Source organism: Pseudomonas sp. NFX224 (assembly GCF_048565165.1).
GTDB lineage: Bacteria > Pseudomonadota > Gammaproteobacteria > Pseudomonadales > Pseudomonadaceae > Aquipseudomonas.
The window spans coordinates 4,882,476-4,906,460 of the sequence record NZ_CP183416.1 but is presented as its reverse complement, the minus strand read 5'-3'; the positions used below and the strand labels follow the sequence as shown (position 1 = coordinate 4,906,460).

General features: G+C 56.1%; 28 protein-coding genes and 2 pseudogenes. 19 read left to right on the top strand and 11 right to left on the bottom strand.

All coding sequences use genetic code 11. The features are described from left to right. Nucleotides 1-49 precede the first annotated feature (49 nt). The 3 genes and pseudogenes from ACNYC6_RS22515 to ACNYC6_RS22505 all read left to right on the top strand — a co-directional run. Nucleotides 50-406, top strand: a pseudogene (locus tag ACNYC6_RS22515) (acetyl-CoA carboxylase biotin carboxyl carrier protein subunit); the annotation flags it as partial. A 71-nt stretch (nucleotides 407-477) separates the two neighbouring features. After that, nucleotides 478-1,020 (top strand): exonuclease domain-containing protein, encoded by a 543-nt coding sequence (locus ACNYC6_RS22510; RefSeq protein ID WP_419709216.1) that lies wholly within the window; start codon nucleotides 478-480, stop codon nucleotides 1,018-1,020. Between the two features lie 69 nt (nucleotides 1,021-1,089). Next, the gene (locus tag ACNYC6_RS22505; protein ID WP_186636758.1) at nucleotides 1,090-1,374 is read left to right on the top strand and encodes a pyrimidine/purine nucleoside phosphorylase; all 285 of its coding nucleotides are present in this window, start codon (nucleotides 1,090-1,092) and stop codon (nucleotides 1,372-1,374) included. A gap of 71 nt (nucleotides 1,375-1,445) precedes the next feature. Here the strand turns inward: ACNYC6_RS22505 and ACNYC6_RS22500 are convergent, their stop codons facing one another. Both ACNYC6_RS22500 and ACNYC6_RS22495 read right to left on the bottom strand, forming a co-directional pair. Then, nucleotides 1,446-2,252: an MOSC domain-containing protein gene (locus ACNYC6_RS22500; RefSeq protein ID WP_419709215.1), complete on the bottom strand. Its 807-nt coding sequence runs from the start codon at nucleotides 2,250-2,252 to the stop codon at nucleotides 1,446-1,448. A gap of 157 nt (nucleotides 2,253-2,409) precedes the next feature. After that, nucleotides 2,410-3,345, bottom strand: a complete 936-nt coding sequence (locus tag ACNYC6_RS22495) for a chemotaxis protein CheV (RefSeq protein ID WP_419709214.1) — start codon at nucleotides 3,343-3,345, stop codon at nucleotides 2,410-2,412. 469 nt (nucleotides 3,346-3,814) lie between these two features. Here ACNYC6_RS22495 and ACNYC6_RS22490 point away from each other — a divergent pair, with 469 nt between their 5' ends. The 3 genes from ACNYC6_RS22490 to ACNYC6_RS22480 all read left to right on the top strand — a co-directional run bounded on the left by ACNYC6_RS22490 (nucleotide 3,815) and on the right by ACNYC6_RS22480 (nucleotide 6,316). Continuing rightward, complete coding sequence (locus ACNYC6_RS22490; protein ID WP_419709213.1) at nucleotides 3,815-4,285, top strand: hypothetical protein; 471 nt, start codon at nucleotides 3,815-3,817, stop codon at nucleotides 4,283-4,285. A gap of 484 nt (nucleotides 4,286-4,769) precedes the next feature. Next, nucleotides 4,770-5,663: a sensor histidine kinase gene (locus tag ACNYC6_RS22485; protein ID WP_419713000.1), complete on the top strand. Its 894-nt coding sequence runs from the start codon at nucleotides 4,770-4,772 to the stop codon at nucleotides 5,661-5,663. After that, on the top strand, nucleotides 5,660-6,316 hold the full coding sequence (locus tag ACNYC6_RS22480; protein WP_419709212.1) for a response regulator: 657 nt from the start codon (nucleotides 5,660-5,662) through the stop codon (nucleotides 6,314-6,316). Before ACNYC6_RS22485 ends, ACNYC6_RS22480 begins: the two co-directional genes overlap by 4 nt. Here ACNYC6_RS22480 and yegS read toward each other — a convergent pair. Next, entirely contained in the window at nucleotides 6,300-7,217 is a 918-nt protein-coding gene (gene yegS, locus ACNYC6_RS22475; RefSeq protein ID WP_419709211.1) for a lipid kinase YegS, read from the bottom strand. The two genes, ACNYC6_RS22480 and yegS, sit on opposite strands and share 17 nt — an antisense overlap. A 224-nt stretch (nucleotides 7,218-7,441) precedes the next feature. On the opposite strand from yegS, the gene ACNYC6_RS22470 reads away from it, so the two are divergent. Next, nucleotides 7,442-7,753: a hypothetical protein gene (locus ACNYC6_RS22470; protein ID WP_419709210.1), complete on the top strand. Its 312-nt coding sequence runs from the start codon at nucleotides 7,442-7,444 to the stop codon at nucleotides 7,751-7,753. A 61-nt stretch (nucleotides 7,754-7,814) separates the two neighbouring features. On the opposite strand, the gene glp is transcribed toward ACNYC6_RS22470, so the two are convergent. Continuing rightward, nucleotides 7,815-9,041 (bottom strand): gephyrin-like molybdotransferase Glp, encoded by a 1,227-nt coding sequence (glp, locus tag ACNYC6_RS22465; RefSeq protein WP_419709209.1) that lies wholly within the window; start codon nucleotides 9,039-9,041, stop codon nucleotides 7,815-7,817. After that, on the bottom strand, nucleotides 9,025-9,564 hold the full coding sequence (moaB, locus tag ACNYC6_RS22460) for a molybdenum cofactor biosynthesis protein B (protein WP_150703763.1): 540 nt from the start codon (nucleotides 9,562-9,564) through the stop codon (nucleotides 9,025-9,027). The genes glp and moaB overlap by 17 nt, the downstream gene beginning before the upstream one ends. 81 nt (nucleotides 9,565-9,645) lie before the next feature. On the opposite strand from moaB, the gene mobA reads away from it, so the two are divergent. Further along, complete coding sequence (gene mobA / locus ACNYC6_RS22455; RefSeq protein ID WP_419709208.1) at nucleotides 9,646-10,248, top strand: molybdenum cofactor guanylyltransferase MobA; 603 nt, start codon at nucleotides 9,646-9,648, stop codon at nucleotides 10,246-10,248. A 78-nt stretch (nucleotides 10,249-10,326) separates the two neighbouring features. Then, entirely contained in the window at nucleotides 10,327-10,548 is a 222-nt protein-coding gene (locus ACNYC6_RS22450; RefSeq protein ID WP_077044580.1) for a YgdI/YgdR family lipoprotein, read from the top strand. Nucleotides 10,549-10,618: 70 nt separating this feature from the next. Here the strand turns inward: ACNYC6_RS22450 and ACNYC6_RS22445 are convergent, their stop codons facing one another. The 5 genes from ACNYC6_RS22445 to ACNYC6_RS22425 form a co-directional block, all read right to left on the bottom strand. Then, nucleotides 10,619-10,897: a hypothetical protein gene (locus tag ACNYC6_RS22445; protein WP_338582209.1), complete on the bottom strand. Its 279-nt coding sequence runs from the start codon at nucleotides 10,895-10,897 to the stop codon at nucleotides 10,619-10,621. A 163-nt stretch (nucleotides 10,898-11,060) separates the two neighbouring features. Next, nucleotides 11,061-11,951 carry a pseudouridine synthase gene (locus ACNYC6_RS22440; RefSeq protein WP_419709207.1) on the bottom strand — a complete coding sequence of 297 codons (891 nt, stop codon included), beginning with the start codon at nucleotides 11,949-11,951 and terminating at the stop codon, nucleotides 11,061-11,063. 71 nt (nucleotides 11,952-12,022) lie between these two features. Then, on the bottom strand, nucleotides 12,023-12,340 hold the full coding sequence (locus tag ACNYC6_RS22435) for a transcriptional regulator (RefSeq protein WP_419709206.1): 318 nt from the start codon (nucleotides 12,338-12,340) through the stop codon (nucleotides 12,023-12,025). A 166-nt stretch (nucleotides 12,341-12,506) separates the two neighbouring features. Beyond that, entirely contained in the window at nucleotides 12,507-12,743 is a 237-nt protein-coding gene (locus ACNYC6_RS22430) for a glutaredoxin family protein (RefSeq protein WP_419709205.1), read from the bottom strand. A gap of 95 nt (nucleotides 12,744-12,838) precedes the next feature. Continuing rightward, nucleotides 12,839-14,047 carry an ammonium transporter gene (locus tag ACNYC6_RS22425; RefSeq protein ID WP_419709204.1) on the bottom strand — a complete coding sequence of 403 codons (1,209 nt, stop codon included), beginning with the start codon at nucleotides 14,045-14,047 and terminating at the stop codon, nucleotides 12,839-12,841. A gap of 326 nt (nucleotides 14,048-14,373) precedes the next feature. Here ACNYC6_RS22425 and ACNYC6_RS22420 point away from each other — a divergent pair, with 326 nt between their 5' ends. The 9 genes and pseudogenes from ACNYC6_RS22420 to ACNYC6_RS22380 all read left to right on the top strand — a co-directional run bounded on the left by ACNYC6_RS22420 (nucleotide 14,374) and on the right by ACNYC6_RS22380 (nucleotide 20,643). Then, entirely contained in the window at nucleotides 14,374-14,688 is a 315-nt protein-coding gene (locus tag ACNYC6_RS22420) for a DUF883 family protein (RefSeq protein WP_419709203.1), read from the top strand. Nucleotide 14,689: 1 nt separating this feature from the next. Beyond that, nucleotides 14,690-15,079 carry a phage holin family protein gene (locus ACNYC6_RS22415; protein ID WP_419709202.1) on the top strand — a complete coding sequence of 130 codons (390 nt, stop codon included), beginning with the start codon at nucleotides 14,690-14,692 and terminating at the stop codon, nucleotides 15,077-15,079. After that, on the top strand, nucleotides 15,076-15,420 hold the full coding sequence (locus ACNYC6_RS22410; RefSeq protein ID WP_419709201.1) for a hypothetical protein: 345 nt from the start codon (nucleotides 15,076-15,078) through the stop codon (nucleotides 15,418-15,420). The genes ACNYC6_RS22415 and ACNYC6_RS22410 overlap by 4 nt, the downstream gene beginning before the upstream one ends. 126 nt (nucleotides 15,421-15,546) lie before the next feature. After that, complete coding sequence (locus tag ACNYC6_RS22405) at nucleotides 15,547-16,710, top strand: EAL domain-containing protein (RefSeq protein ID WP_419709200.1); 1,164 nt, start codon at nucleotides 15,547-15,549, stop codon at nucleotides 16,708-16,710. 69 nt (nucleotides 16,711-16,779) lie between these two features. Then, complete coding sequence (locus ACNYC6_RS22400) at nucleotides 16,780-18,108, top strand: deoxyguanosinetriphosphate triphosphohydrolase (RefSeq protein ID WP_419709199.1); 1,329 nt, start codon at nucleotides 16,780-16,782, stop codon at nucleotides 18,106-18,108. Nucleotides 18,109-18,290: 182 nt separating this feature from the next. After that, on the top strand, nucleotides 18,291-18,683 hold the full coding sequence (locus ACNYC6_RS22395) for a response regulator (RefSeq protein ID WP_419709198.1): 393 nt from the start codon (nucleotides 18,291-18,293) through the stop codon (nucleotides 18,681-18,683). A 242-nt stretch (nucleotides 18,684-18,925) separates the two neighbouring features. Continuing rightward, nucleotides 18,926-19,240: pseudogene (locus ACNYC6_RS22390) on the top strand (response regulator); the annotation flags it as partial. A gap of 405 nt (nucleotides 19,241-19,645) precedes the next feature. Next, complete coding sequence (locus ACNYC6_RS22385) at nucleotides 19,646-19,864, top strand: hypothetical protein (RefSeq protein ID WP_419709197.1); 219 nt, start codon at nucleotides 19,646-19,648, stop codon at nucleotides 19,862-19,864. A 239-nt stretch (nucleotides 19,865-20,103) separates the two neighbouring features. Beyond that, nucleotides 20,104-20,643, top strand: coding sequence for a hypothetical protein (locus tag ACNYC6_RS22380; protein ID WP_419709196.1), 540 nt, complete (start codon nucleotides 20,104-20,106; stop codon nucleotides 20,641-20,643). A 164-nt stretch (nucleotides 20,644-20,807) separates the two neighbouring features. On the opposite strand, the gene ACNYC6_RS22375 is transcribed toward ACNYC6_RS22380, so the two are convergent. Then, a complete protein-coding gene (locus tag ACNYC6_RS22375) occupies nucleotides 20,808-22,328 on the bottom strand; it encodes a hypothetical protein (RefSeq protein WP_156428514.1) in 1,521 nt (506 codons plus the stop codon). A gap of 350 nt (nucleotides 22,329-22,678) precedes the next feature. Between ACNYC6_RS22375 and ACNYC6_RS22370 the strand changes: the two genes are divergently transcribed. Beyond that, the gene (locus ACNYC6_RS22370; protein WP_419709195.1) at nucleotides 22,679-23,764 is read left to right on the top strand and encodes a lipase family protein; all 1,086 of its coding nucleotides are present in this window, start codon (nucleotides 22,679-22,681) and stop codon (nucleotides 23,762-23,764) included. Nucleotides 23,765-23,985 lie beyond the last annotated feature (221 nt).

The window sequence follows — 23,985 nt, the reverse complement described above, 5'->3', positions numbered from 1 at the left end:
AGCGATCAGCCGCGAGCTTGTACTGCGCGTGATCGAGTGCGACGGGCGCTGGGCCACACTGGAAATCGACGGCATCCGCCAACGCCATGCCTACCGATTGGAGGCCGGGCGGCTGTGCCTGTTTACCCGACCCGGTAACCTGCGACTTGAGGACCGGACCCAGGCTTTGGTCAACATTCAGTCCAGTGTCAGCAGCGGTACCCTCAAGGCGCCGATGGATGGCGCGATTGTCGACGTACTGGTCAGTGAAGGCAGCCAGGTCAGCAAAGGTCAGTTGCTGGTGGTGCTGGAGGCCATGAAAATGGAGCATCCACTCAAGTCCGGCATCGACGGCGTACTCAAGCGCTTGCAGGTGCAGGTCGGTGATCAGGTAAAGAATCGTCAGATTTTGTTGGAGGTTGAATAAGCCGCTAGGCGGATTCGCCGGGTTTGGCTACGCTCAGACCCTATCAGGACGCGGATACCAGGAAGCCTGCGATGCCTCATTGGCTGGTCATTGATCTGGAGGCCACCACCGACGAGGGTGGTTGGCCGATAACGGAAATGGAAATCATCGAAATCGGCGCCACTCTGGTGGACCGCAAAGGGCGCGAAGTGGACCACTTCCAACGCTTCGTCCGGCCGTTGCGCAGGCCGTTGCTGACCCCGTTTTGCCGGGAGCTGACGCACATCACCCAACCCAACATCGATAATGCGCAGCCCCTTGGCGAAGTCTGGCCGGCGTTCGAGCGCTGGCTCGGCCAACATCACAGCCGTCTTGAAGGCTGGGCCAGTTGGGGCGATTACGATCGCAAACAGCTGCTCCAGGAATGGCAGCGCCTGCAACTCGACAGCGTGCTCAGTCGGGTTCAGCACATGAATCTCAAACAACGCTTTGCCAAGGCCCGGCGACTGGAGCGCCCGCTGGGGCTCAATGGCGCCCTGCAACTGGCCGGCTTACAGTTCACCGGCCAGCAACACCGGGCGCTGGAAGATGCGCGCAATACCGCACGGCTGCTACCGCTGGTTCTGCCGCTTTAGACAGGTGACGCCAACAAAGGCCTTGTGCATACTGGCCGGCCCTTTTTAGCCCTTTTCGAGGAATCGCCCATGTTTAAAGTCAACGAGTACTTCGACGGCACCGTCAAGTCGATCGCCTTTGGCACCGCTGAAGGTCCGGCGACCATCGGCGTCATGGCACCGGGCGAATATGAATTCGGCACCGCCCAGCGTGAAATCATGCACGTTGTGTCCGGCGCCCTGACCGTCAAGCTGCCCGATAGCACTGACTGGGAAACCTTCGCCGCCGGCAGCCAGTTCAACGTACCTGCCAACAGCAAGTTCCAGCTGAAAGTGACCGTCGACACCGCTTACCTGTGCGAATACCGCGGCTAAAACCCTGGGTTTACACAGCGCAAAAAATGCCCGTGTCCTTGGACACGGGCATTTTTCGTTGTGCGGTGCCGTTATTCGAGGACTTCTACCGGCATACCCACTTCCAGCCGACCGTTGCCGTCATTGACCAGGTTCTGACCGAACATTGCGCCATCCGCTTCGGCACGGTACTTCTGCAGAGTCGCCAGCGGTTCGCGGTCTTCGCTGCGTTCACCGGTTTGCGGGTCGATGGTGGTCAGGATGCAGCGCGAGCACGACTTGACCACGCGAAACTCGACTTCGCCAATGCGAATGCGCTTCCAGCCATCCTCGGCGTACGCCTCACTGCCTTCGATCACCAGATTGGGACGGAAACGCAGCATCTCCAGCGGACGGCCAACTCGCCGCGACAGGTCCTCCAGCGAAGCCTGACCGATCAGCAGCAATGGGAAGCCATCGGCGAAAGCCACCTGATCGTCGTCCTTGCCGTAGCCGGCCTGGGTGATCCGCGCGCGGTCCATTGGCACTTGCACCAGACGCGTGGGCTTTCCGATGAATTCGCTGACCCAGGCGCCCGCCGCGTCGCCGGCATCCGGCACACGCAAGGTGTCGCGCCATATGGTCACGCCGCGCAGCTCAGCGTCGCTGCCTGGCAAAGCGATTTCGATCGGCGAATGGCCTGGCGCGCTGAGCGTCAGGCCGCCTTCGGCATTCCACAACGCCGACAACTGGCTCATCTGCGCCACCGCACGTTGAGTCAGGAAGCGACCGCTGGCCTCGTCCACCAGCATCCAGCGTCGATCGCCGTCCAGCCCCAGCTTGTCGAGACCCACCTGTTGCAGGACCTCGCCTTTGCCGGACTTCAACGGATAACGATAAAGCGCACTCAGACGCAGCATGACCAGCTCCCTGTGGGCAAAAACGTCACCCTATACGAGCTTGATCGGCGAATCAAAGAGCAAAGACACGTGTGGATTCCGGACAACGCGTTCAGTCAGACTGCACGCGTTATCGTTGACATCCATCGCGAGCAGACTCGCTCCTACAAGGACAGGGTCAGGCTGGAACCGCATCGAGCATCAGGCGCTGGCGCACCACGTCGACGAGTTTGTCCGGCTGGAATTTGGAGAGGAAGTTGTCGCAACCGACCTTCTTGACCATCGAGTCGTTGAAGCTGCCGGACAACGACGTGTGCAGCACCACATAAAGGCCACGCAGGCGTGGATCGTTACGGATTTCCGTGGTCAGGCGATAGCCGTCCATCTCCGGCATTTCCGCGTCGGTGAAGACCATCAGCAGTTTGTCGGTCATGTTCACGCCCGTGTCGGCCCAGGCCTTGAGCATGTTCAAGGCCTTCAAACCATCGCTGGCAATGTGCATTTTCACGCCCAACTGACCCAGGGTATCGCGCAATTGTGCCAAGGCCACATTGGAGTCATCCACCAGCAGCACTTCACGGCCACGGGCGCGCTCCAGTACCGGATCCTCCAGTTTGTCGCGCGATACCTTGGCGTTGTAAGGGACGATCTCGGCCAGGACTTTTTCCACGTCGATGATTTCCACCAACTGATCGTCGACCTTGCTGATGGCGGTCAGGTAATGCTGGCGGCCGGCGCTGGTTGGCGGAGGCAGAATCGCTTCCCAGTTCATGTTGACGATGCGGTCCACGCCACCGACCAGGAAGGCCTGCACGGAACGGTTGTACTCGGTGACGATAATCGTACTGTTCGGACCCGGCACCAACGGACGCATACCGATGGCCTGGGACAGGTCGATCACCGGCAGGGTCTGGCCACGCAGGTTGACCACGCCGCATACGAACGGATGACGCTGCGGCATCAGGGTCAACTTCGGCAGTTGCAGCACTTCCTGCACTTTAAACACGTTGATCGCGAACAATTGCCGCCCGGCGAGCCGGAACATGAGAATTTCCAGGCGATTCTCACCCACCAGTTGCGTACGTTGGTCTACCGTATCGAGAATGCCAGCCATCAATGACTCCTGGGCTTGTACTGATGAATTCATTAGATAGAGGGTTATCGGCTGGTTTTGCCAGACCTTGACCCCCTCTAAAACGCCACGCTCAAACATTGATGTCACATTAACATCATGCTTTACTGGCGTTGTGATTTCATCTGCTACAGTCTCTGTGACGCGACCATAGTTTGCGCAATAAGTTCTGCTGCATAAGGGATTCCCCTAGCAACAATCAGGCACAACCTGATATTCGCAATATCCAATAGCCATTAATGTGACGCCATTCTCATTGCATGAATGGAGTCAGGCTTTTGTGTGCGATCGCAGGTCAGTGGTTATCCACCCCCTCAACAAGTAGTTCCCCCACCGGCATGCCGGCCGGCCGGAACGCGATCTCACGACGAAACGGTTACGTCGGGACGCCCGTCGTCCTCGTCGACACACACGACATCCCCTCATTAGTCATGACGTTGTGGAGATAAGCATGCCAAACAATCGTACAGAGTGGGCAAAGCGGGTCCCGGAATTTCTCGTCGAAGCCGAATTGCTCCTGGCGAAAACCGAGGAATGCCTCAGTCATCTGCAACTGATCAGCAATGACAAGGACGCCATCGACTGCCTGCTCAGTACTCTCCTAAAACTGGCCAGCAAGGCGGATGCACTGGCGCTGGCAGCCGTTTCGGAGTTTTCGCTGCACATCCATGGCCTGCTCAATCATGCGCAGAGTCACATGGACCTGCATGACGAAGCCCTGGGCGCGCTGAAAGACTGCCTGACCCTGATCGCCTGGCAACTTGAACTGATCGACCAGAGCACCGGCCAACTCAGCCTGGATGAAAGTGAGCAGACAACGCTGATCGAAGCCTTTGCCTTCCAGGTCGGCCGAACTCAGTTTCAACTCCCGGTTAATTCCAAACCGTTCACACTCGTTCCCTACATGGAGCGGCAGGCTTAAACCACATTCTACGGTTATGATTGCGCGGCACCTTGAGCACGCGCATGTCGCAATTGAATATCGCATATCAATTAACGACAACTGCGATCAAACAACTATCCCTTTCGGCATTTGATTGCTTGTCTTGAACAGGGTTTTTCCTGGTATCGAAAGACAAGAACCAAGGGAAACCGACCTCTCTCCCACGACAAAAACCACACTTTTCCAATGTGGAAGTCACGCCCAGAATGCCTTGCATCCTGACTCCCCGGGACATATATCGCATACGCGACCAACGGTATCTTAAGTGGTACTATGACGCCCATTAGTTGGCGTCAATTAATGGCAATTTGATTGCCACGGCTACAGTCGATGAAGTTCCAGACTGAATTTCTTATACAGAAATTGTGCAGCATTGAAGTCGATGTACAACATTACAAAATAGAGACCCGTCAGCCCGCATGACCGGTCTGCCCGCAGCGAACATCCATTGGCTCCATCCGCTATGTACGCCAGCCTCAAGTCAATCGCCACGTGGCCACCGTCCCGAGAAAACGCGCGCCGGTTCACGCTTTTGTTATGTGCCTGCTCCACGCTCGGCTGCCTGCTGGTCTATTGCCTTTCCACTCAGCTGCCACTGGCTCTGCTGGGGCTCAATATCGCTGCCTTGAGCTGTGTCTGGGTGCAATATCGGCTGTCGCGCAAGTCAATCAAGTTTCAACCCCAGGAACTGGCCGATCGCTTGCTCGAAGTCCAGGAAAACGAACGTCACCGGCTCAGCCGAGAACTGCATGACGACATCGGCCAATTGCTCACCGCAGCCAAACTTCAAAGTGACTGGCTCAAACGCCGAATGCCGGAAGAACTCCAGGGGCAATGCTCGATACTGTGCGACACCCTGGAGGAAACCCTCGCCAAGGTCCGCGACGTGTCGGCCATCCTCAATCCACGGCAATTGACCAGCCTTGGACTGGAAGCCAGTCTACGTGCGCATTTGCTCAAGACGCTGGCCAATACCTCCGTGCATTGGAGCCTGGACTGCCATCAACGCCTGACCGGTATTCCGGAAGAAATGGCCGTGGCGGCGTTTCGCATTACCCAGGAGGCGGTCACCAATATTCTCAGGCATGCCCAAGCAAAGAATCTGCTGGTCTGCCTGCAACGTTTGCCTCAGGGTCTGACATTATCGATCAGTGACGACGGTCAGGGTTTCGCGCCGGCCACGGACCCGGGTCGTGAGGGACAACGCGGAATGGCCGGGATGTCGGAGCGGATCGCTCAACTGGGCGGCACATTGACGGTTACCAGTGAATCGGGCAAAGGTACTCAAATCGAAGCTCTCTTCCCCTGGGCGCCTCGCGCGCTCGAACGGGCCAGTACGAATAAGGTTTTGCATTGACTTGTAACTTACTTCTGGTGGATGACCACTCGCTGATCAGGGCTGGCGTGCGCGCCCTGGTGCTGGATCTTCCTGGCTACGCGGTCATCGGCGAGGCCAATGACGGCTCGCAGCTGCTCGCCATGGTCGAGCACCTGTCCCCAGACATTGTGCTGCTGGATATTTCCATGAAGCAGACCGGCGGCCTTGAAGCTTTGCAGCAACTCAAACGCGTCCGCCCGCAGAGCAAGGTTCTCATTCTGTCGATGCACACCGACCCGGCGCTCATCATGCAGGCACTGGAGTCCGGGGCTCATGGCTATTTGCTCAAGGACACCACCGCCACTGAACTGGAACATGCGCTGGAAGCCTTGCGCAATAATGAACGCTACCTGAGCCCGGCGATTGCCCATACGGTCATCACCCAGGCGCTGACCCGGACCCAGAAAAGTCCCGACCCCGCAGACTCGCACAACCTGACGGCGCGCCAGCTGGAAATCCTGCGTTTGATCGTTCGCGGAAAATCCACCCGGGAAATCGCCAATGGCCTGGGCTTGAGCGTCAAGACCGTCGAAACCCATCGCTCGCAGATCATGAAACGCCTGCAAATCTACGATGTCGCGGGCCTGGTGTTATTCGCTGTGCGTGAGCAGATCATCAGCCTGGATGACTGACATTTCCTGTCGCACTCAACAGCGGCGAACCTTCAGGCAAATGCACCTGCAGTGCCGCCGGCCGCGCCGAGAACCGCAGGTTGTCACCCTCAAGCGGTTCACCATCGAGGTTGATATAGAGGCCCTCGGAAGCCTTGATCTCGACCCATGGCAGACGAGCCCGCACGAACATGTTGTCGATACCGAAGCCATCGGCCAGCAGGTTCTTCAGGGTTCCGACCACTTCCTGCGGCGCGGGCAAAATGCTGATATCGAGCAAACCGTCGTCCGCCAGTGCCTGCGGACATAACACATGACCACCACCCGCCTGCCGGCCATTACCGATGCCCAGGGCCAGCAGATCTCCACTCCAGTAAAAATCCGGCCCCTGCAACTCGCCATACGCCGCATGCAATTCGCTGAAGCGTGACAAACCGGTGAACAGATACGCTGCACCGCCAAGCACCTTTTTCAACTCCTCGGAGGTATTGGCCGTGACCTGACTGCCAAAACCGCCAGTGGCCATGTTCAAGAATACCTGCCCGCCGACCTCCCCCAAATCAATCGGAGTCGGCACAACGTCCAGAAGATCCAGTGCCTGGGCAGGCTCCAGTGGAACGCCAGCCGCGCGTGCGAAATCGTTGGCGGTTCCCAAGGGCATCAGCACCAGGCTGGCTCGCGTGGAATGCGTCGCCATGGCCTCGGCAATATCGCGCAATGTACCGTCACCACCACCGGCGACGATCTGTCTGTAACCTGCCGCCAACGCTTCATCCACCAGCCGCTGAGCGTCGCCGGCCTCCCAGGTTAGCCGGACGGCCAGTTCCCATCCCTGCGCGCGTTTGCTTTCGACGGCGGCACGAACCTCTTCGTTGAGCGCCTGCTTGCCATGCAGAATCAACAGCGCCTTGCATTCGCTCATGGTCTTGTCACTCCCGGTATTGAATGGCGTACGGGAGATGTTGACCTCGTCGCACCCGCAAAAAGTCGCAAGAAATTGATTTATTTCCGGCTGGGCAGCCTTGATTACTACATGGGGCGATTTTTCTTACAAAACGTGAGGAATCGGCTCAATTGACCAATAAGGGTGATTGGTACACTTTGGCACTTGGGTTTTTCAGTGATAAGCAAACACAAGGATGTGCCATGCAAAGCCATGACCTCAGGTTACCCGTGACTCCGGTCGTACCGCTCGCGGAGAAGCGGGCCAATCATCAAGCCGAATTCAGAAACAGCGCAAAAACCAAAGGAGAAGTTGATATGGAACCTCGTGTCATTGAGCTGGAAACACACCTCAAATACATCCGAAGGGACATGGAAGAAGTACGAACCGACGTCAAATCCATCAAACACAGGCTCGCCTATTCCGCTGGCGGAACGGCCGTAGTGCTCGGGCTTCTCGGCTGGATTGCCAATAGCCGTTTCGACCAGCTCGTGACGCTGCTCCTGGCTCATTGATCCGCCATCACGCCAAACCCGGTTGATCAACCGGGCCTGCGTAACAAGACAGCTAAAAAGGTCAGTCCAGCACTTCACTCAGTGGAATAAAGTAAACGTGGCCACCTGCAACCAAGGTGCGATTTTCCAGCACTTCAACCAGCCCATCGGCCCACGCGGCACTGCGCAATACACCGGAACTCTGGTTTTTGTAGATGATGGCCTGGCCATTCTCCAGTCGACCGCGCAAATATTCACGGCGATTGCCGGCGATGGGCCAGTCAAATCCTGCCGGCACCTGCACCTTCAGCGGCTCCACCTGTTTGACGCCCTGACGACGCAAAATATAAGGCCTGGCCAACAGGGCAAAGGTCACCAGCGTCGATGCCGGATTACCGGGCAAGCCGATCACCGGCACCCCACGAAAATGGCCGAATGTCAGGGGCTTGCCGGGTTTGATGGCAAGTTTCCACAAACTCAACTCCCCTTCTTCCCGCAAGGCGATACCCAGAAAATCAGCTTCACCCACCGAGACGCCACCGGTAGAGAGGATCAGATCGACATTCTTCAAGTCACCCAGTCGTACACGCGTGGTTTCCAGATCATCCGGAACAATACCGGCGTCAATAACTTCACAACCCAACCGCTGCAACCAACTGCAGAGCAAAACACGATTGCTGTTATAAATCTGTCCTGGCCCAAGCGACTGCCCTGGCTCAATCAACTCATCCCCAGTGGACAGTACCGCAACGCGAACCTTGCGAGTCACGTCCAGTTCGGCACAGCCCAGTGAAGCAGCCAGTCCTTGTTCAATCGGCCCCAAACGGGTACCCGCCGGCAAGATCAGTTCACCGACCGTGGTTTCCTGGCCTTGTGGACGAATGTTTTGCCCAAGGCTCAAGGGCCCGGTGAAACGTACGCGTTCATCCGCCTGCACTTCGGCGTTTTCCTGCATCTCGACGCAATCGGCTCCGGCGGGAACAGGCGCGCCCGTGAAGATTCGAGCACACGTACCCATCTTCAAAGGTTCAGGTGCCTGCCCGGCAAAAATCTTCTGGCTGACAACCATCGGCTCTCCGGTCCAGTCAGCCACGTGCAAGGCATAACCGTCCATGGCGCTATTCGGCCAGGGTGGCAAATCGAGGGTCGACACCAGATCATCGGCCAGGACACGCCCCTCGACCTGCGCCAGCGGCAGACATTCACGTTCGATAATCCTGGAGGTATCAGCCATTTCCAGCAAACGTGCCAGCGCCACCTCGACCGGCATCAGGCTGCCGGTCTTGCCTGGCTTACCCGCGGGATTCACAGGGAGCCGCCTGTTTCAGATGAGTCACGAAATTGCAGGGGCGATGGCGCGAATCCAGTTGCTCGCCAAGGATGCCATCCCACCCGGTGCGCACGGCATTGGTCGAGCCTGGTAAACAGCAGACCAGCGTGCCGTTGGCCAAACCTGCCAAGGCGCGCGATTGCACAGTCGAGGTGCCAATGTCCGCGACCGAGATCTGCCGGAACAACTCACCAAAGCCATCGACTTGCTTGTCGAGCAGGCAGCTCACGGCTTCCGGCGTGCTATCGCGTCCGGTGAAACCGGTGCCGCCAGTGATCAGCACCACCTGTACGACATCGTCGGCAATCCAGTTGGCGACTTGCGCGCGAATTTTGTAGAGGTCATCTTTAAGCAACACCCGGGAAGCCAGGTTATGGCCGGCAGCCGTCAAACGGTCGACGAAGACCTGGCCGGAGGTATCGGTTTCCAGAGTGCGGGTGTCGCTGACCGTCAGCACTGCAATGTTGAGCGGCGCGAAAGGTACATCAGCCTTGGCTTTCATAGGCTCGTCCAGTTGTAGGAGAAACAGCCCGGTGTTATATCACAGCGCCCCCATTTTTCACCGCCCCCATGGAGACGTGCCATGAATCCTGATTCACATTTACCACCCTGCTCCATTCTCCTCCTGGCGGGCGGTCGCGGCCAACGCATGGGCGGTCAGGACAAAGGATTGGTGGAATGGCACGGCGAACCGCTGATAGCACATCTGCATCGCAAGGCTCGCCCACTGAGCGACGATCTGATTATCTCTTGCAACCGCAACCTGGAAACATACGCGCACTACGCCGACCAATTGGTTCATGACGATGAAGGCGACTTTCCGGGGCCATTGGCAGGCATTCGTGCGGGCCTGAAAGCGGCTCGCCATACCCACTTGCTGGTCTTGCCCTGCGACGTGCCGCGCATCGATGAAGCCCTGCTCACCAGCATGCGCGAAACCGCCAGCCAACATCCCGACAAACCGTTGATGTTGCGCCATGATGAACATTGGGAACCTTTGCTGTGCGTAATTCCCGTGGCACTTCGCGACGACTTCGAAAGCGCATGGAACGACGGTGAACGCAGTCCGGGCCGACTCATGCGCAAGCTGGGGGCAAACGCGCTACAGTGCCCGGATAACGATCCGCGCCTGGCCAACCTGAACACGCCGGAACTATTAAGCAAACACAACACTGTGTCAGACTGAACGCACCCGAGGAACTTGCGCGTGCTACATACGTCTGAAGTTCAGTAACCAAAAGAATTCATTTTCGGAGACACACCCATGACTCAACGGACCCTGGCCACTTTCATGCTCGCACTGGGCCTCGCTACCCTCGCCGGTTGCGCATCGCCTACAGTGATCACCTTGAATGACGGTCGCGAAATCCAGGCCGTCGACACGCCAAACTTTGACAAGGATTCGGGCTTTTATGAATTCGAACAACTGGATGGCAAACAAACCCGCATCAACAAGGATCAGGTTCGTACCGTTAAAGAGTTGTAATCTTCGCGGCGACTGCCGGATACAAAAATGCCCCGACTTGTCGGGGCATTTGCTTTTCTGACACCGCAACTTACGGGTTCGGTTCTTTTGCCAGCTTGTCCACCCGGGTCAATGCCTGCGTGGCTTCGGTGATGCATTTTTTGTCGTCGTTCGCTGCGTTGGCCGCTTCCGCGCTGGCCTGCATCCGTTTGACTTCCATGGTGGTGTTTTCGGACGTGGCCGGCAGCGTGGTAACCTTGTCCCTGAGCTCCTGGAGCTTGATCGTACATAGGTCATGGTCTGCGGCGAACACGGGATTGGCCAACATTGCAGCGCAAATGAACATTCCAGCGAAAACGGTACGTTTCATGGGTATCTCCTTGCTTGGAAGGACTCGGAGCTGCCGAATGAGCTGGCTGGCCTGCCGAGGACTTTGAACGCCACGTTCGTGGGGCCTGTTCAAATGACTACAAACCTGACCACAAATTCGATTTGTCCTATCAATGGTCCTGCGCAGACAACCACCTTCTTGATCACCATTGCAGGGTAATCGTGCTCTCGAACTCTCTTTCCTGTCCCGTGACGGGGTCCACGAACTTTAGCCCTTGCGCCAGCAACTTCAATGGATTGGCGTAATCATCCTCCACATCCTTGAGCACCCGAGGATAAAACGGGTCATTGCAGATGCTCGCGCCCAACGCTGTCATGTGCACCCGCAATTGATGTTTCTTGCCCGTCACTGGGTAAAGGCCATACCGCCACAAATCGCCGTTCTTTTCCCTGACTTCGACAGCCGTTTCGGTGTTGCTGACGCCCGGCCCTTCTTGCATACGGAAGAAAGGTTCACCGTCAATCAGTCGGCTTTTATGGACCAATGGAAACGAGAGCTCCGGCAATGCTCGGGCAATGGCCTCGTAGCGTTTTTCGATCTGCCGTGTAGGAAACAATGACTGGTACGCCGAACGGCTTTGAGGATTGGCTGAAAACAGAACCAGCCCCGCCGTATGCCGGTCAATGCGATGCAAGGGCACCAGGTGCGGATTATCCAGGCGACGGATCAGCCGCCTCAGCAACGTCTGTTCAACGTACTCACCCGCTGGCGTCACTGGTAGAAAATGCGGCTTGTCCGCCACCACCAGATGCTCGTCCGCGTACAGGATCGACTCCACCACCGGGATCGGCTTTTCGTCCGGGACTTCCCGAAAGTAGTGAATGCGCAGCCCTTCCTTGTAAGGCAGATCGAGAGCGATTGGCGCCCCTTGCCCATCAAGAACGCGGCCACGCGCGATTCTATCCAGCCATTGTTCACGGCCAATGGCGCTGAAGTGCTCACACAGGCAATCGAGTACGGTCTGCCACGAACCAGGCGGCAAGTAGAGTGTACTGGCCTGGCTGTGTGCGGCAGAAAAAGGTGAAGTGGACATACGAAAGCTCTAACCCTCAATACAGAGCGGTATTATCCAACAGCGAGGGGAACGAACCTAGCGAAGAATCCTCAGGCCGATATCTGTTTTCGCGCCGCCGCCTCGGTGTACTCCTTGAGCCAACGCAGCACATCGACCGCCTCCCAGCGCCCCGGGTCATACAACGCATACAACAAACCCTGATAGCCCACGACATCCAGCTGCCGGTGATAGCCCGCGCGCTGGAACAAGGCTTCTATTTCAGCGAAGCAGGTATTGAAATGCAGTTTGTTGAAAGGCGTTTTGCCTTCGGTTACCAGACCGTCCAGACGCAATTCGAGGACAGCCTCGCGTACCACGTCAACCGACATCCGGTTCACGCTGCTCTTCAATTGTTCGACGTTGACCACGATTCACCCCTCTCACGCCCGGACTTGCCTGCCCATCCTCTGAAAACCGGATGACAGCGCAGCAATCCGAATAACTGTATGTGCATACAGTATCCGAATCGCAGCGGATAAGCCAAGGGGATCAACCGTAAAGTTCGACAAACGGGAATGCCGTCATTCTAAAAGACTAACTAAGGAACGCCACCACCTCATCGGCGCCGAACGGCCAGCCCAGCTCAGCGCCGGTATCAACCCGTCGGAGCACCGGAATGCGCAAGCTGTAAGCCTGGAACCAGGTTTCATCGTCAGCGATGTCCACCAACTCCACCAGCAGACCCCGCTCGACAAACTCCATCAGCATGGATTCGGCCACTTCACAGAGGTGGCACCCAAGGGTGCCGAACAGCTGACATTCAGGAAGCATGAGGGCTCAACCGAAAAATTTGAGTGACTATTCTAGGCCCACCCTAAAAAACCGTCGAGCCATTGAATCCTCTGCCGAGACGCGCGCGCCACACTTCAATCCTGACTGACAGCACCGATCTTGTGCACCGACAAATCCGCGCCGTAATACTCTTCTTCCTGGCTAAGACGCAGACCATGGAACGCCTTGATTGCGCCATACACCGCGAAGCCTCCGGCCAAAGCAACGACCACGCCCAGTGCAGTGCCGATCAACTGGCTGATCAGACTCACGCCGCCCAGCCCGCCCAATGCGCTCTGGCCAAAGATGCCGCAGGCAATCCCGCCCCACACACCACACAAACCATGCAACGGCCACACGCCCAGCACATCATCGATGTGCCATTTGCCTTGCGCGGCGGTAAAGCACCAGACAAACAATGCCCCGGCAATGGCACCGGTCACCAACGCCCCCACCGGATGCATCAGGTCGGAGCCGGCACAAATTGCCACCAGACCGGCCAGCGGTCCGTTGTGTAGAAAACCGGGGTCATTACGCCCGACAATCAAGGCGGTCATGGTGCCGCCGACCATGGCCATCAGCGAGTTCACCGCCACCAGCCCACTGACGCCTTGCAGGGTTTGTGCGCTCATGACGTTGAAACCGAACCAGCCGACGATCAGAATCCACGACCCCAACGCCAAAAATGGAATGCTCGACGGCGCGAAGGCCACCAGGCGCCCTTCGCGGTATCGACCATTGCGTGGTCCCAGCAGCAACACCGCTGCAAGCGCCAACCAGCCGCCCATGGCGTGGACCACCACGGAGCCGGCAAAATCATGGAAGCTGGCACCAAAGCTTTCCAGCAACCAGGCTTGCAAACCAAAGTTGCCGTTCCAGATCATGCCTTCGTAGAAGGGATAGATGAACGCCACGATCAGTGCTGTCGCACACAGTTGCGGCACGAATCGCGCACGCTCGGCGATGCCGCCGGAAATGATCGCCGGGATCGCCGCCGCAAAGGTCAGCAAGAAGAAAAACTTCACCAGCCCGTAACCGTGATCGGCGTTGATCACCGCCGCTGGTTGCATGAAGTTCACCCCGTAGGAAATCCAATAGCCTATAAAGAAGTAAGCCAGCGTCGAAACGGCAAAGTCGCTGAGGATCTTCGACAGCGCGTTGACCTGGTTTTTTTGCCGAACCGTACCCACTTCAAGAAAGGCAAAACCGGCGTGCATGGCCAGTACCATCACCGCACCGATCAGAATGAATAACGTGTTGGAACTATGGACCAGGCTGTCCACAGCACTTTGCAGATTTTCCATGGATTAGGCAGACCTTAAGGCTGTAAAAAAGCACCAAAGCAGTTCGCGCGGGCAATCCATGCACCAAATTGTTACGTAACGAATCCGATCCGTCACTCCCGATGAACCGCTTTGGCGCACAGGGTTCGTCAAGGCTAATCACGACCGAGACTTTGGCTCGTGTTTTGATAGTTTGAGTTAAGGCTTCAAGCAAATCATGCCCAGCAACAGCGCATTGCGCAGGCTGACGCACCACGACACAGCAAAAGTTGTACCAGTCATTTGTACTGAACCTTCGCACAAGGCTCATACTCGAACGTTTCAGATGCCACTTATGGAGATCACCAATGGCCAGCACCAAGGCAAAGACTGCTCAAGAAATCCTGATGACCGACTTTCAGACCCTGGTCAGCGACACCGAACGGTTGCTGGAGCACACCGCTTCCCTGGCCGGTGATCAGGCTGATGAGTTGCGCGACCAGATCCACGACAGTCTGCTGCGTGCACGGGAAACCTTGAAGCTGACCGAAGACTCCCTGCGCGAACGCGGCAAGGCCGCCGTCACGGCCACCGAGGACTATGTCCAGGCCAACCCATGGCAAGCGGTCGGGATTGCGGCCGGCGTGGGCTTTCTGATTGGCCTGCTGGCGACTCGGCGCTGATATGGCTCTCGGTGAATCCGGCCCTGACGAAACGGGTCAAAGCTCCTCACCGCGACGCTTGGGTGCCGCATTTCTTGGATTACTGCACAGCCATGTCGAACTGTTCGGCATTGAGTTGCAGGAGCAAAAGGCCCGTACCGTAAGCCTGCTGCTGTTCGCAGGGCTGGCGCTGGTGTTTGCCTTGCTGTTGCTGGTGGGCTTGTCGACGTTGGTGATGATCCTGTTCTGGGACACCTATCGCCTCGCAGCCATCATTGGTCTGTGCGTGTTCTATACCCTCGCGGCAATCTTCTGCGGCGTGCGCTTGAGAGCGGCGATTTTTGATGAATCCTCGCCCTTCCACGGCACCCTGGAAGAATTGGCTAACGACCGGGAGCGCTTGCTGCCATGAACCTGCCTGAATTGCCTCGAAACAGTTCGCGCACGGAAATGCGCAAAGCGCTGATCCGCTTGCGCATGGAAATGCATCGCCAGGAAATCCGCCACGAATCCACGCAACTGCTGCAACCGCTGCGGCGTGTTCGCGGGATGACGCAAAATCTGCAGGATGGATTGGGCATCAAGCACGCCCCCCTCTGGGGCGTTGCAGCTGTCACGTTGCTGGGCTTTTTAACCGGCAAAGGTGCGAAAAGCGGCGGTGGAATTGCCAGTCTTACCCGGCTGGTCCGACTGGGCACTACGCTGGGACCGCTGATCAAGCTCGTGCTGCAAGGTTCTTCGCGCAAGCACTAGGCTGTCACTTTCTGGCTGCATTCTTGCAAAGACCACGGGATGAACCTCTCTATCGAGGGGTTCGACCCTGCGTGCCTACCCGGCGATCAGGCTCATTCCAAAAACAAGATCAACCAAGGAGGCCTTGTGATCGACGGGCAACCGCTCGCCTGCTTTCAACCGTTCATCGATACCGCTACCGGCCGGATCGCGGGTGTCGAAGCGCTGGGGCGACTGCGTCAGGCCGATGGTCAGTTGGCTTCCGTGGGACCACTGTTCGCTGACCCCAGAACCAACGCCATCGCCTTGCGGCGCCTGGACCGCCAATTGCGCGAAAACGCCTTGAGCAGGTTGCATGAAGCACCCTCTGAATGGTTTCTAAGCCTGAACATATCCCCGCGCTGGATCAGTCGCTTGCGCCCCGACCAACCGCTGCCAAGTCTCAAGCAACTGAGCAATTACGATGTCGACCCGCGGCGAATCGTTTTCGAGATCACCGAACTGGGAGGCGATATCCAGCGCCTGGCCCAAGTGGTGGCGCGTTACCGGTCAGCCGGCGCCCGCATTGCCATCGATGACTTCGGTGCCGGCTATTCCCAGCTTGATCGCGTGCTGGCGTTGCAACCGGACATTCTCAAACTCGACATGCGTCTGTTCCAGGCGGCAGCGCTGGGCGGGCCGAGCAGCGACGTGGTCAAGGCCCTGGCTCAAATGGCTGAGAAAACCGGTTGCTGGATCATCGCCGAAGGCGTGGAAACCGACGCTCAGCTCAATTTCGCTCTGGAGTGCGGCTCGCGTTACGTTCAAGGTTTTCTGTTCGCCAAAGCACAAGAAGATTTCTTTGCCACCGACGCCTTTGTCGAACATTTCGCACAACTGCGTCAGCGCTACGTTAAGCAGAAACTCGCCGAGCGCGGCCGTTTGATGATCATGCGCCAGCAACTCAGCGAACTGATGGCGATCCTGCAAGCCTGGGCCCAGGCGCGCGCACCGCTCAGCGCCTTGCCGCAACTGGACGCCTTTCCCTGGCTGTTGCGCTTCTATCAATGCGATCGTCACGGCACCCAACTGACGCCTAACCTGGAATGGCGCAACAATGGCTGGGTCGCCGACAATCGCTACCTGGGCCATAACTGGTCCTGGCGCCCGTACTTCTACCACCTGCTGGCCGAAGGCTGGGATGAGCGGCGACTGACCTTGTCCAACACCTATCGCGACGCCACCAGCAACCAGTATTGCCTCACCGCCGGGCAATTTTTCGATAATGGCGAGCGCCTGCTGCTCATCGATATTGATGCTGTCGGGCTGTAGTTACACTTGCAGGTCATGATGCGAACCGGGAAGCTTGGGCAATCAGTCACCTGACGGAGAGACCCAGCCTTGGATTGGCATACCCTGCTTACCCGCGAACGCCTCGGAAAGCCCCTGCACAGCCCGCAAGAACTCGGCCGCAGTCCTTTTCACAAAGACCATGACCGGATCATCTTCTCGGGGGCGTTTCGCCGCCTCGGGCGCAAGACCCAGGTGCATCCGGTCTCCAGCAACGACCATATCCACACGCGCCTGACCCATTCACTGGAAGTCAGTTGCGTCGGCCGTTCGCTGGGCATGCGCGTTGGCGAAACCATCCGCAGTGCACTGCCTGACTGGTGCGAACCCAGCGACTTGGGAATGGTGGTGCAATCGGCCTGCCTGGCCCACGACATTGGTAATCCGCCGTTCGGCCATTCCGGCGAGGACGCGATTCGTCACTGGTTCCAGCAAGCCGCCGGTCGTGGCTGGCTGGACGCAATGACTGAAGCCGAGCGCAATGACTTCCTCAATTTCGAAGGCAATGCCCAGGGCTTTCGGGTACTGACCCAGCTGGAATACCACCAGTTCGACGGTGGCACACGACTGACCTACGCCACCCTCGGCACCTATCTGAAATACCCGTGGACGGCCCAGCATGCCGACTCGCTGGGCTACAAGAAACACAAGTTCGGCTGCTACCAGAGTGAGCTCCCACTGCTGGAGCAGATCGCCCAGAAACTCGGCTTGCCGCAACTTGAAGAACAGCGCTGGGCGCGTCATCCGCTGGTGTACCTGATGGAGGCCGCCGATGACATCTGTTATGCGTTGATCGACCTCGAAGATGGCCTGGAAATGGCGTTGCTGGAATACGCCGAGGTCGAGTCGCTGTTGCTGGATCTGGTGGGCGATGATTTGCCGGAAACCTACCGTCAGCTCGGCCCCGGGGATTCACGTCGACGCAAATTGGCCATCCTGCGCGGCAAAGCCATCGAACACCTGACCAATGCCGCGGCCCGCGCCTTTGTCGAGCAGCAGAATACGTTGCTGGCCGGTACACTGCCCGGCGACCTGGTGGAGCACATGCACGGCCCCGCCAAACGTTGCGTCCTGAATGCCAAAGACATGGCACGCAAAAAAATCTTTCAGGACAAGCGCAAGACCCTGCACGAAATCGGTGCCTACACCACGCTGGAAATCTTGCTCAATGCCTTCTGTGGCGCGGCGCTGGAACAACACAACGGTCGAACGCCGTCTTTCAAGAGTCGGCGGGTTCTCGACCTGCTGGGCAACAATGCACCCGACCCTCACGGCTCGTTACACACGTCTTTTCTACGAATGATCGACTTCATCGCCGGCATGACCGACAGCTATGCCAGTGACATGGCGCTTGAAATGACCGGTCGCTCCAGCCATTGACGAAATCTGGTTATCGGCCATTACAGCCTCTGCGATGGCCGATCAACCACCAAGACTGCAAGCGCGCTCAACACTCGCTGAATTCCCCTACAAGACCTGTCGAGGGAGCTGATCGAATTCCCGTTACTCTCGCGAAACAATCATGCCTTCCCTCTGTTCGACAGAAGAAGCGTGAGCACCCCATGTTCAAAGACAATCTGCGTATTTTGCTGGTGGAAGACCATCCATTTCAGCTCAGGGCCACTCAATACTTACTCGAAAGTTACGGCTTTACACAATTGACCACCACTGACAGTGCCGAAGGCGCATTGCAACAGATGTTCATGGCTGCGCAGCCGTTCGATATTCTTTTGTGCGATCAATGTTTACCCGATCTTTGCGGGCTTGATCTGGTCAAGTTCGCCACTCATCGAGGAATGATCAAACAGGCAATACTCCTAAGTAGCCTGACACCCGCCGAACTGGACAGCCTTGAAAACCTGGCGAATGCGCATGACCTGCCATTATTGGGTTACTTGATCAAGCCATTACAACAATCCGAATTCAGAAAACTATTAACTTTGATTTCACAGTAAATAAAATCGTAACACCCCATGAAAAAGCCAATGCAATGACCAAAAAATGGCACATTCAATAGCAAAATCAAAGATCAGAAACCCTCATTCAGTTTCGCGAAAATCCAGCTAACGCGTAAGTCCATTCTTTTTCGCTTGTAGGACTATTCCTATATTGCTGCTACAGGTACATCAGTTCATACGTGACATCAACTATCTGAGCTAAGGTGCGCGCTTTATTTCATCTCGCATGGGATTTGATTATGAACTCCGTTTTTATTGTCGACGATCACCCTGTCATCCGACTTGCCGTTCGAATGCTGCTTGAACATGAAGGTTATAAAGTCGTCGGTGAAACTGACAACGGGGTCGACGCCATGCAAATGGTCCGCGAATGTATGCCCGACTTGGTCATTCTCGACATCAGTATTCCCAAACTGGACGGACTGGAAGTGTTGGCCCGATTCAACGCAATGAGTACGCCACTGAAAACATTGGTATTGACTGCACAGTGCCCGACACTTTTCGGAATTCGCTGCATGCAGTCCGGTGCTTCGGGATATGTGTGCAAACAGGAAGCGGTCATTTTCAAGATAAATTAAAATTTTTCAGGAATATTGAATTGTAAACATCTAGCATCGAGCCAGCCCACATTCCTTTTGGCGGAACTCCGCTTACCGGTTTGCGCGTTGGGTGGCTCGTTGGCTGGGCCCAGCACCAACATTGCCCTACCCGCCCCCACTGATCCCCTCGTGCAAACCGAGTATAGCTCTCCGCGTCCACCAACTGCTTTAAGCCGTTCACTCCTGGTCAAGGTGGTTAGAGGTGGAGGTAAAATCCGTTGTAAATGGCTAGTTAGGTCCATTGCAAATGAGTGGTCAAGTCAGTGCAACTGTCCAAGTGTCAGCGGATCTGGAGAAGTGGCAACAGCCATCGGCGAGTTCAGCTAGTCTTTCGGCACCAGTTACTCAAGGACGACACCCATGCCAGATAACGCTGAAGCGAACATAGCCACAGCAGATGCTCTCACACTACTCCTGCACAACCAGAACGCGATAAGTGCGGCCATTGAAGAGGTAACCAAGTGGTTATCTGAGAATGGAGTGGGAAGTGTTGCCGCTAACGCGATGGGAGCCATGGAAACGCTGGACAAGAATGCACGAGCCATCACCGATGCAATTATGCGGCTACGCCATTCATAGGCTTTATCAAATGCCCGATGCTAATCTTTCATGACGAGTCCCGATCTAATGCGGGAAAAAAGGTTTTTTTGGAGAGTAGGGAATTGCATTCCACTTGCCCCCCTACTTGAATTGCCACTGATTAGCCAACTGCATGAAACTGACAGCACCTCCTGCGCAAGCCTAGGGGGGAATTCTTTAAGTGGACACCTTCGCCCTTAAGTCTCGTATCGGGTATTCGCGCATTACCCATCCAGAGCATGCACGCAAGTCACATCCTGGGGCATACTTTCGCAAGTGGCCCCCAATCTACCGAACTCACTGAAGTGCCGACATCTGTCTTCCAATGGAAGCAAGGCCAATCGTTAGCTTGGCTGATTGAGCTACTCGATGACTGCGAGAAAGACAAGTGCAAAAGTGACGAAGGATTGAACGGGAAGACTGTCGCGTATCACATTCATTTTCAGGACAGTGCCGCTAACCCTCCCTGCGGATTTCCGCCGAAGGTGAGGATTCCCAAGCGTATTGACGTGGAAATACTGAGCGTTGGCTCATGGCACAATACGCAAAACTACCCAACTGAACTTCTGAATCTGACTAAGCCCCAGCTAATACTGTTGGGTCACTGGGAAAATTTCTTCGGAAATGACCCCGGTGGAACCCAGAAAGTATTAAACGAGAGCGACATGAATGGCATGCGAGCTGCAATCGACAGCGTGCGCAAATCCGACCCTTTTCCGACCGACGTCAATATTCCCTTGCCACTCTATGAAGTCGCGTTACCGAAACGGCAAGAATGAGTACTTCCTGTTCAGTGCACTGTAGTCAATTTCTCTGTCCAGATGAATCCAGCGCACGGGATTGGTACTGCTGCCCACCGGCCTTCGATTCAAGCCGATCGTGCAAGACTGGGGACGGATTTATCCGGTGTAAAAATAGATCCCTACCCCTTCTCTCTCCCACTTCACGGCACCTCCACACTCACGGAAGTTGGCGCGTTGCAGAACCACATCACCTGTTGAACCGACTTGCGCATCGTGACCCCGGCAAAGGTTTCGACCGTGTTGGCGACCGCCTCATTGTTCAATGCGCCAACGTTGGCGCCACGGATCAGCGTGCCTACACCCGCAGTGACCAGCGCCTGCGTCGCATTACCCAGTCGATTGGTTCTTTCCCATTTGGCGTCGGCCTGGCTCGCTTCAACGCATTGCGCCTCATCTGAATCTTCGACCTGAAACAGGTTTTTCGCGCAGGCCGTCGAGGTCTTCAATCCCGGTGGGTGCTGTCCGTTAGCGTCGAACATAGCTTCGACCAGCACCTGCATCAGTTGTGGTCCGAGCACGCCGACTGAAGGCGTACTGATCGTAGGTCTCCAGGGTGCCTTTGGCGATGCACCATCGAATGCGACGGAAATACCGCCAAACTGAATACTTTGTCCGAACAGCGTGGTGAAGCCTTCGCTACCCAGTGCAGGCAGGGCCGTGCAGTGGTCCGGTGGACTCTTGCAAACATTGTCCACGGCCTGACGAAGCTTATTTTTTTCGCCATCTGACAAGGGCGTCTTCAGCTTGCTCTCGAACTGCTGAATGACGTCATCTTCCAGCGATTTCTGATTGACGCTAACCTGAACGAATTGTCCGGCGCGAAAATATTCGTCGAAGTACGTCGCGAGAAAAACCGACGCATTGAAGGTCGCCACCAGGGCAATCAGCTTGGGGGTCTCTTTTGGTTGGGGAACCTGCAATTCATCCATGATCCGTCTGGCTGTCAGCAAAGTGACCAAGCGAAACGGTTCGAAGCTGGCAAATTGTTGCATCGATGGGCGTATCCTCGCTTGATCATCCGGGCCGAAAGTGGTGTTGCGTTCACCGGTATTGACGGCCAGTAATGTCGCTTTCTTATCGATCATGAGTTTGATCACGTCGAGCCCGGCCCTTGCTGCCTGGTCCGCGCCCGGCATTGTGCTTTGCTGGACTACATAGTCTTGTGAACCATCGACAAGCCATGGAATACGTTTCGCCAACTCCTGCGCGACGCTCTCGGCCTTGAGGTTCGAGTTATCCCGTGCTGCCACCGGGGAGTTATCTTTCAACGCCAGTGCCACCTTCGCTTGCTGCAACTGTTTGTTTGCCGAAGGTGCGTCCACCCCGGGCGTATCGGGCTCTACCAACGGTTCCAGTTCGGCATGCAAAATGGGTGTCCCCACTTTCTCTTTCATTGCCATTTGGACGCGAGGCTCCAGCCCGGTAAAACTCATCGGTGTACCGCTGCGAACACGTTTGAACGCAGCTTGCAAAACAACAACAGCGCTACTCTGAACTGCGGGAGTTGGTTGTATTTTTAAACAACTCGGTGGAATAGTTTTGACACGCGTCTGTCGCCCAGTCAGCAAGTCACGCGAAGGCCATGCAGAGCAGCCTGAAAGTGACAATAGGATAGAAATAATCGCCACAAAAAAAAGCCGGAACAGGTATATCTGGCGCATACGCGGCTCCCTACCCCTTGTGTGAATCACATAGGGCATTGTTCTGTTTGCGGACTCACTGTCCAGTTCTTCAGGGGGGGCTTACATGTTACGAACGGCATCTTGTCCTTCACCCAGATAGTATATCCATGCGGTGAATTCAGCAGACTCCGATTTGAATAGTAATCAGCGAAGCAGACCGAGCGGAATATGCAAGGCACGCTGCCATCACTGAATAAACTTCTTGGCTATTATCTTAATGAAGTTTTGTTACAGGTACGACCTGTTCCTCGCAATTTTCGGAAGTGCAATACTAAAGTGACCTGCTATACCTCAAAAAGTGAACTTGGCCATAGCATGAGGAAACGGGTATGAGCTGCGTGAAAGCGGGACTTATGATCGTGGTCGTACTGCAGGCAGGTTGCAGTTCCTGGTGGCAAAAGAACGATGTGGTGCTGGTTCGCGAGCCCGATCAACGTAGTTATGGCGATCCCATTGGCGCCCCCCGGTTTACCAAGTACGCTAAAGAGTACTGGGAGTACGTGGCCCTGGCTGCCAACTCCTATCATCTGAAATGGCCCGACTACAGCCGTCAACTGATGAGCGTCAACATCAAAGCGGTCGAGACGCCCTTGGATGTCAGGTTTCACCAAGCCTGTGAACTTAACTACAGCAACCAATTGATTCCCACACCCGATTGGTATGTCTGGTCGAACTTTCCTTCTAAAGACCTGGCCGACCTCGCCGAGCAGGCGAAACTCTACTTTAGCGTTTGGGAGCACCGTACCGGTGATAACCCAACCACAGTTACTGAAGTGGCCATTGTGTTTAGAGGCACGGAAGCAGATCAGAAGCAAGATTGGTTTTCCAATGCGAGGTGGTTTATCCCCACGCGGCTCAGAGGGGAGGACCAATACAATGTAACCAAAATTCAGGTTGCCAAAGCATTCGAGGCCGAGCTTCAGACTCGCATCGCACAGGGCAAAATCCCGGCCAAGGCTAACATCACCGCCATTGGCCACTCATTGGGAGGGGGCCTGGCGCAACAACTGGCCTATGCCCTTCCCCGATCACCAGGCCACCCCATCAGGGTGACCAAAGTCATCGCTTTCAATTCGTCACCTGTTACCGGGTGGTTCACCACCGACAATCCACCGCGCGATGAAAACACCCGTGGCCTGGAAATCGACCGGATTTTCGAACACGGCGAGGCTCTGGCCTATATCCGCTTGCCAATTAATTTCATTGCCCCACCGGACCATCGGGACTCGGCCGTCAGAGACTTGCGCTTCAACTTGCATGAAAAACCCGGTGGCGTTGCCAACCATGCCAGTCACGAGTTTGCCTGCCGACTTGCCGAAGTGGCCGGCGTCTATTCGCAGTCAACCGCGCCTCAGAGAGCCGTGGCAACTCGATCGACCCAATCAATGGATCGCTCGCCTAAAGAGGGCAACTGAGCCTGGCGATCAAATGTCGATCAGGATGCTTTGCTACCCGCGATGAGATTGGTTACCGACTCTTGCACCAGGTAGGGCGAACTAACCTCTGAGTGCCAATAGTGTTAGGGCTATGAGCAAACACACTTGGCAAGTGGCGGCGGACTAATGATGTGTTTCAATATTGAGCCACCGATATCAATTGAGCTGCTGTCTAATTATGGAAGAATCAGAAATAAACA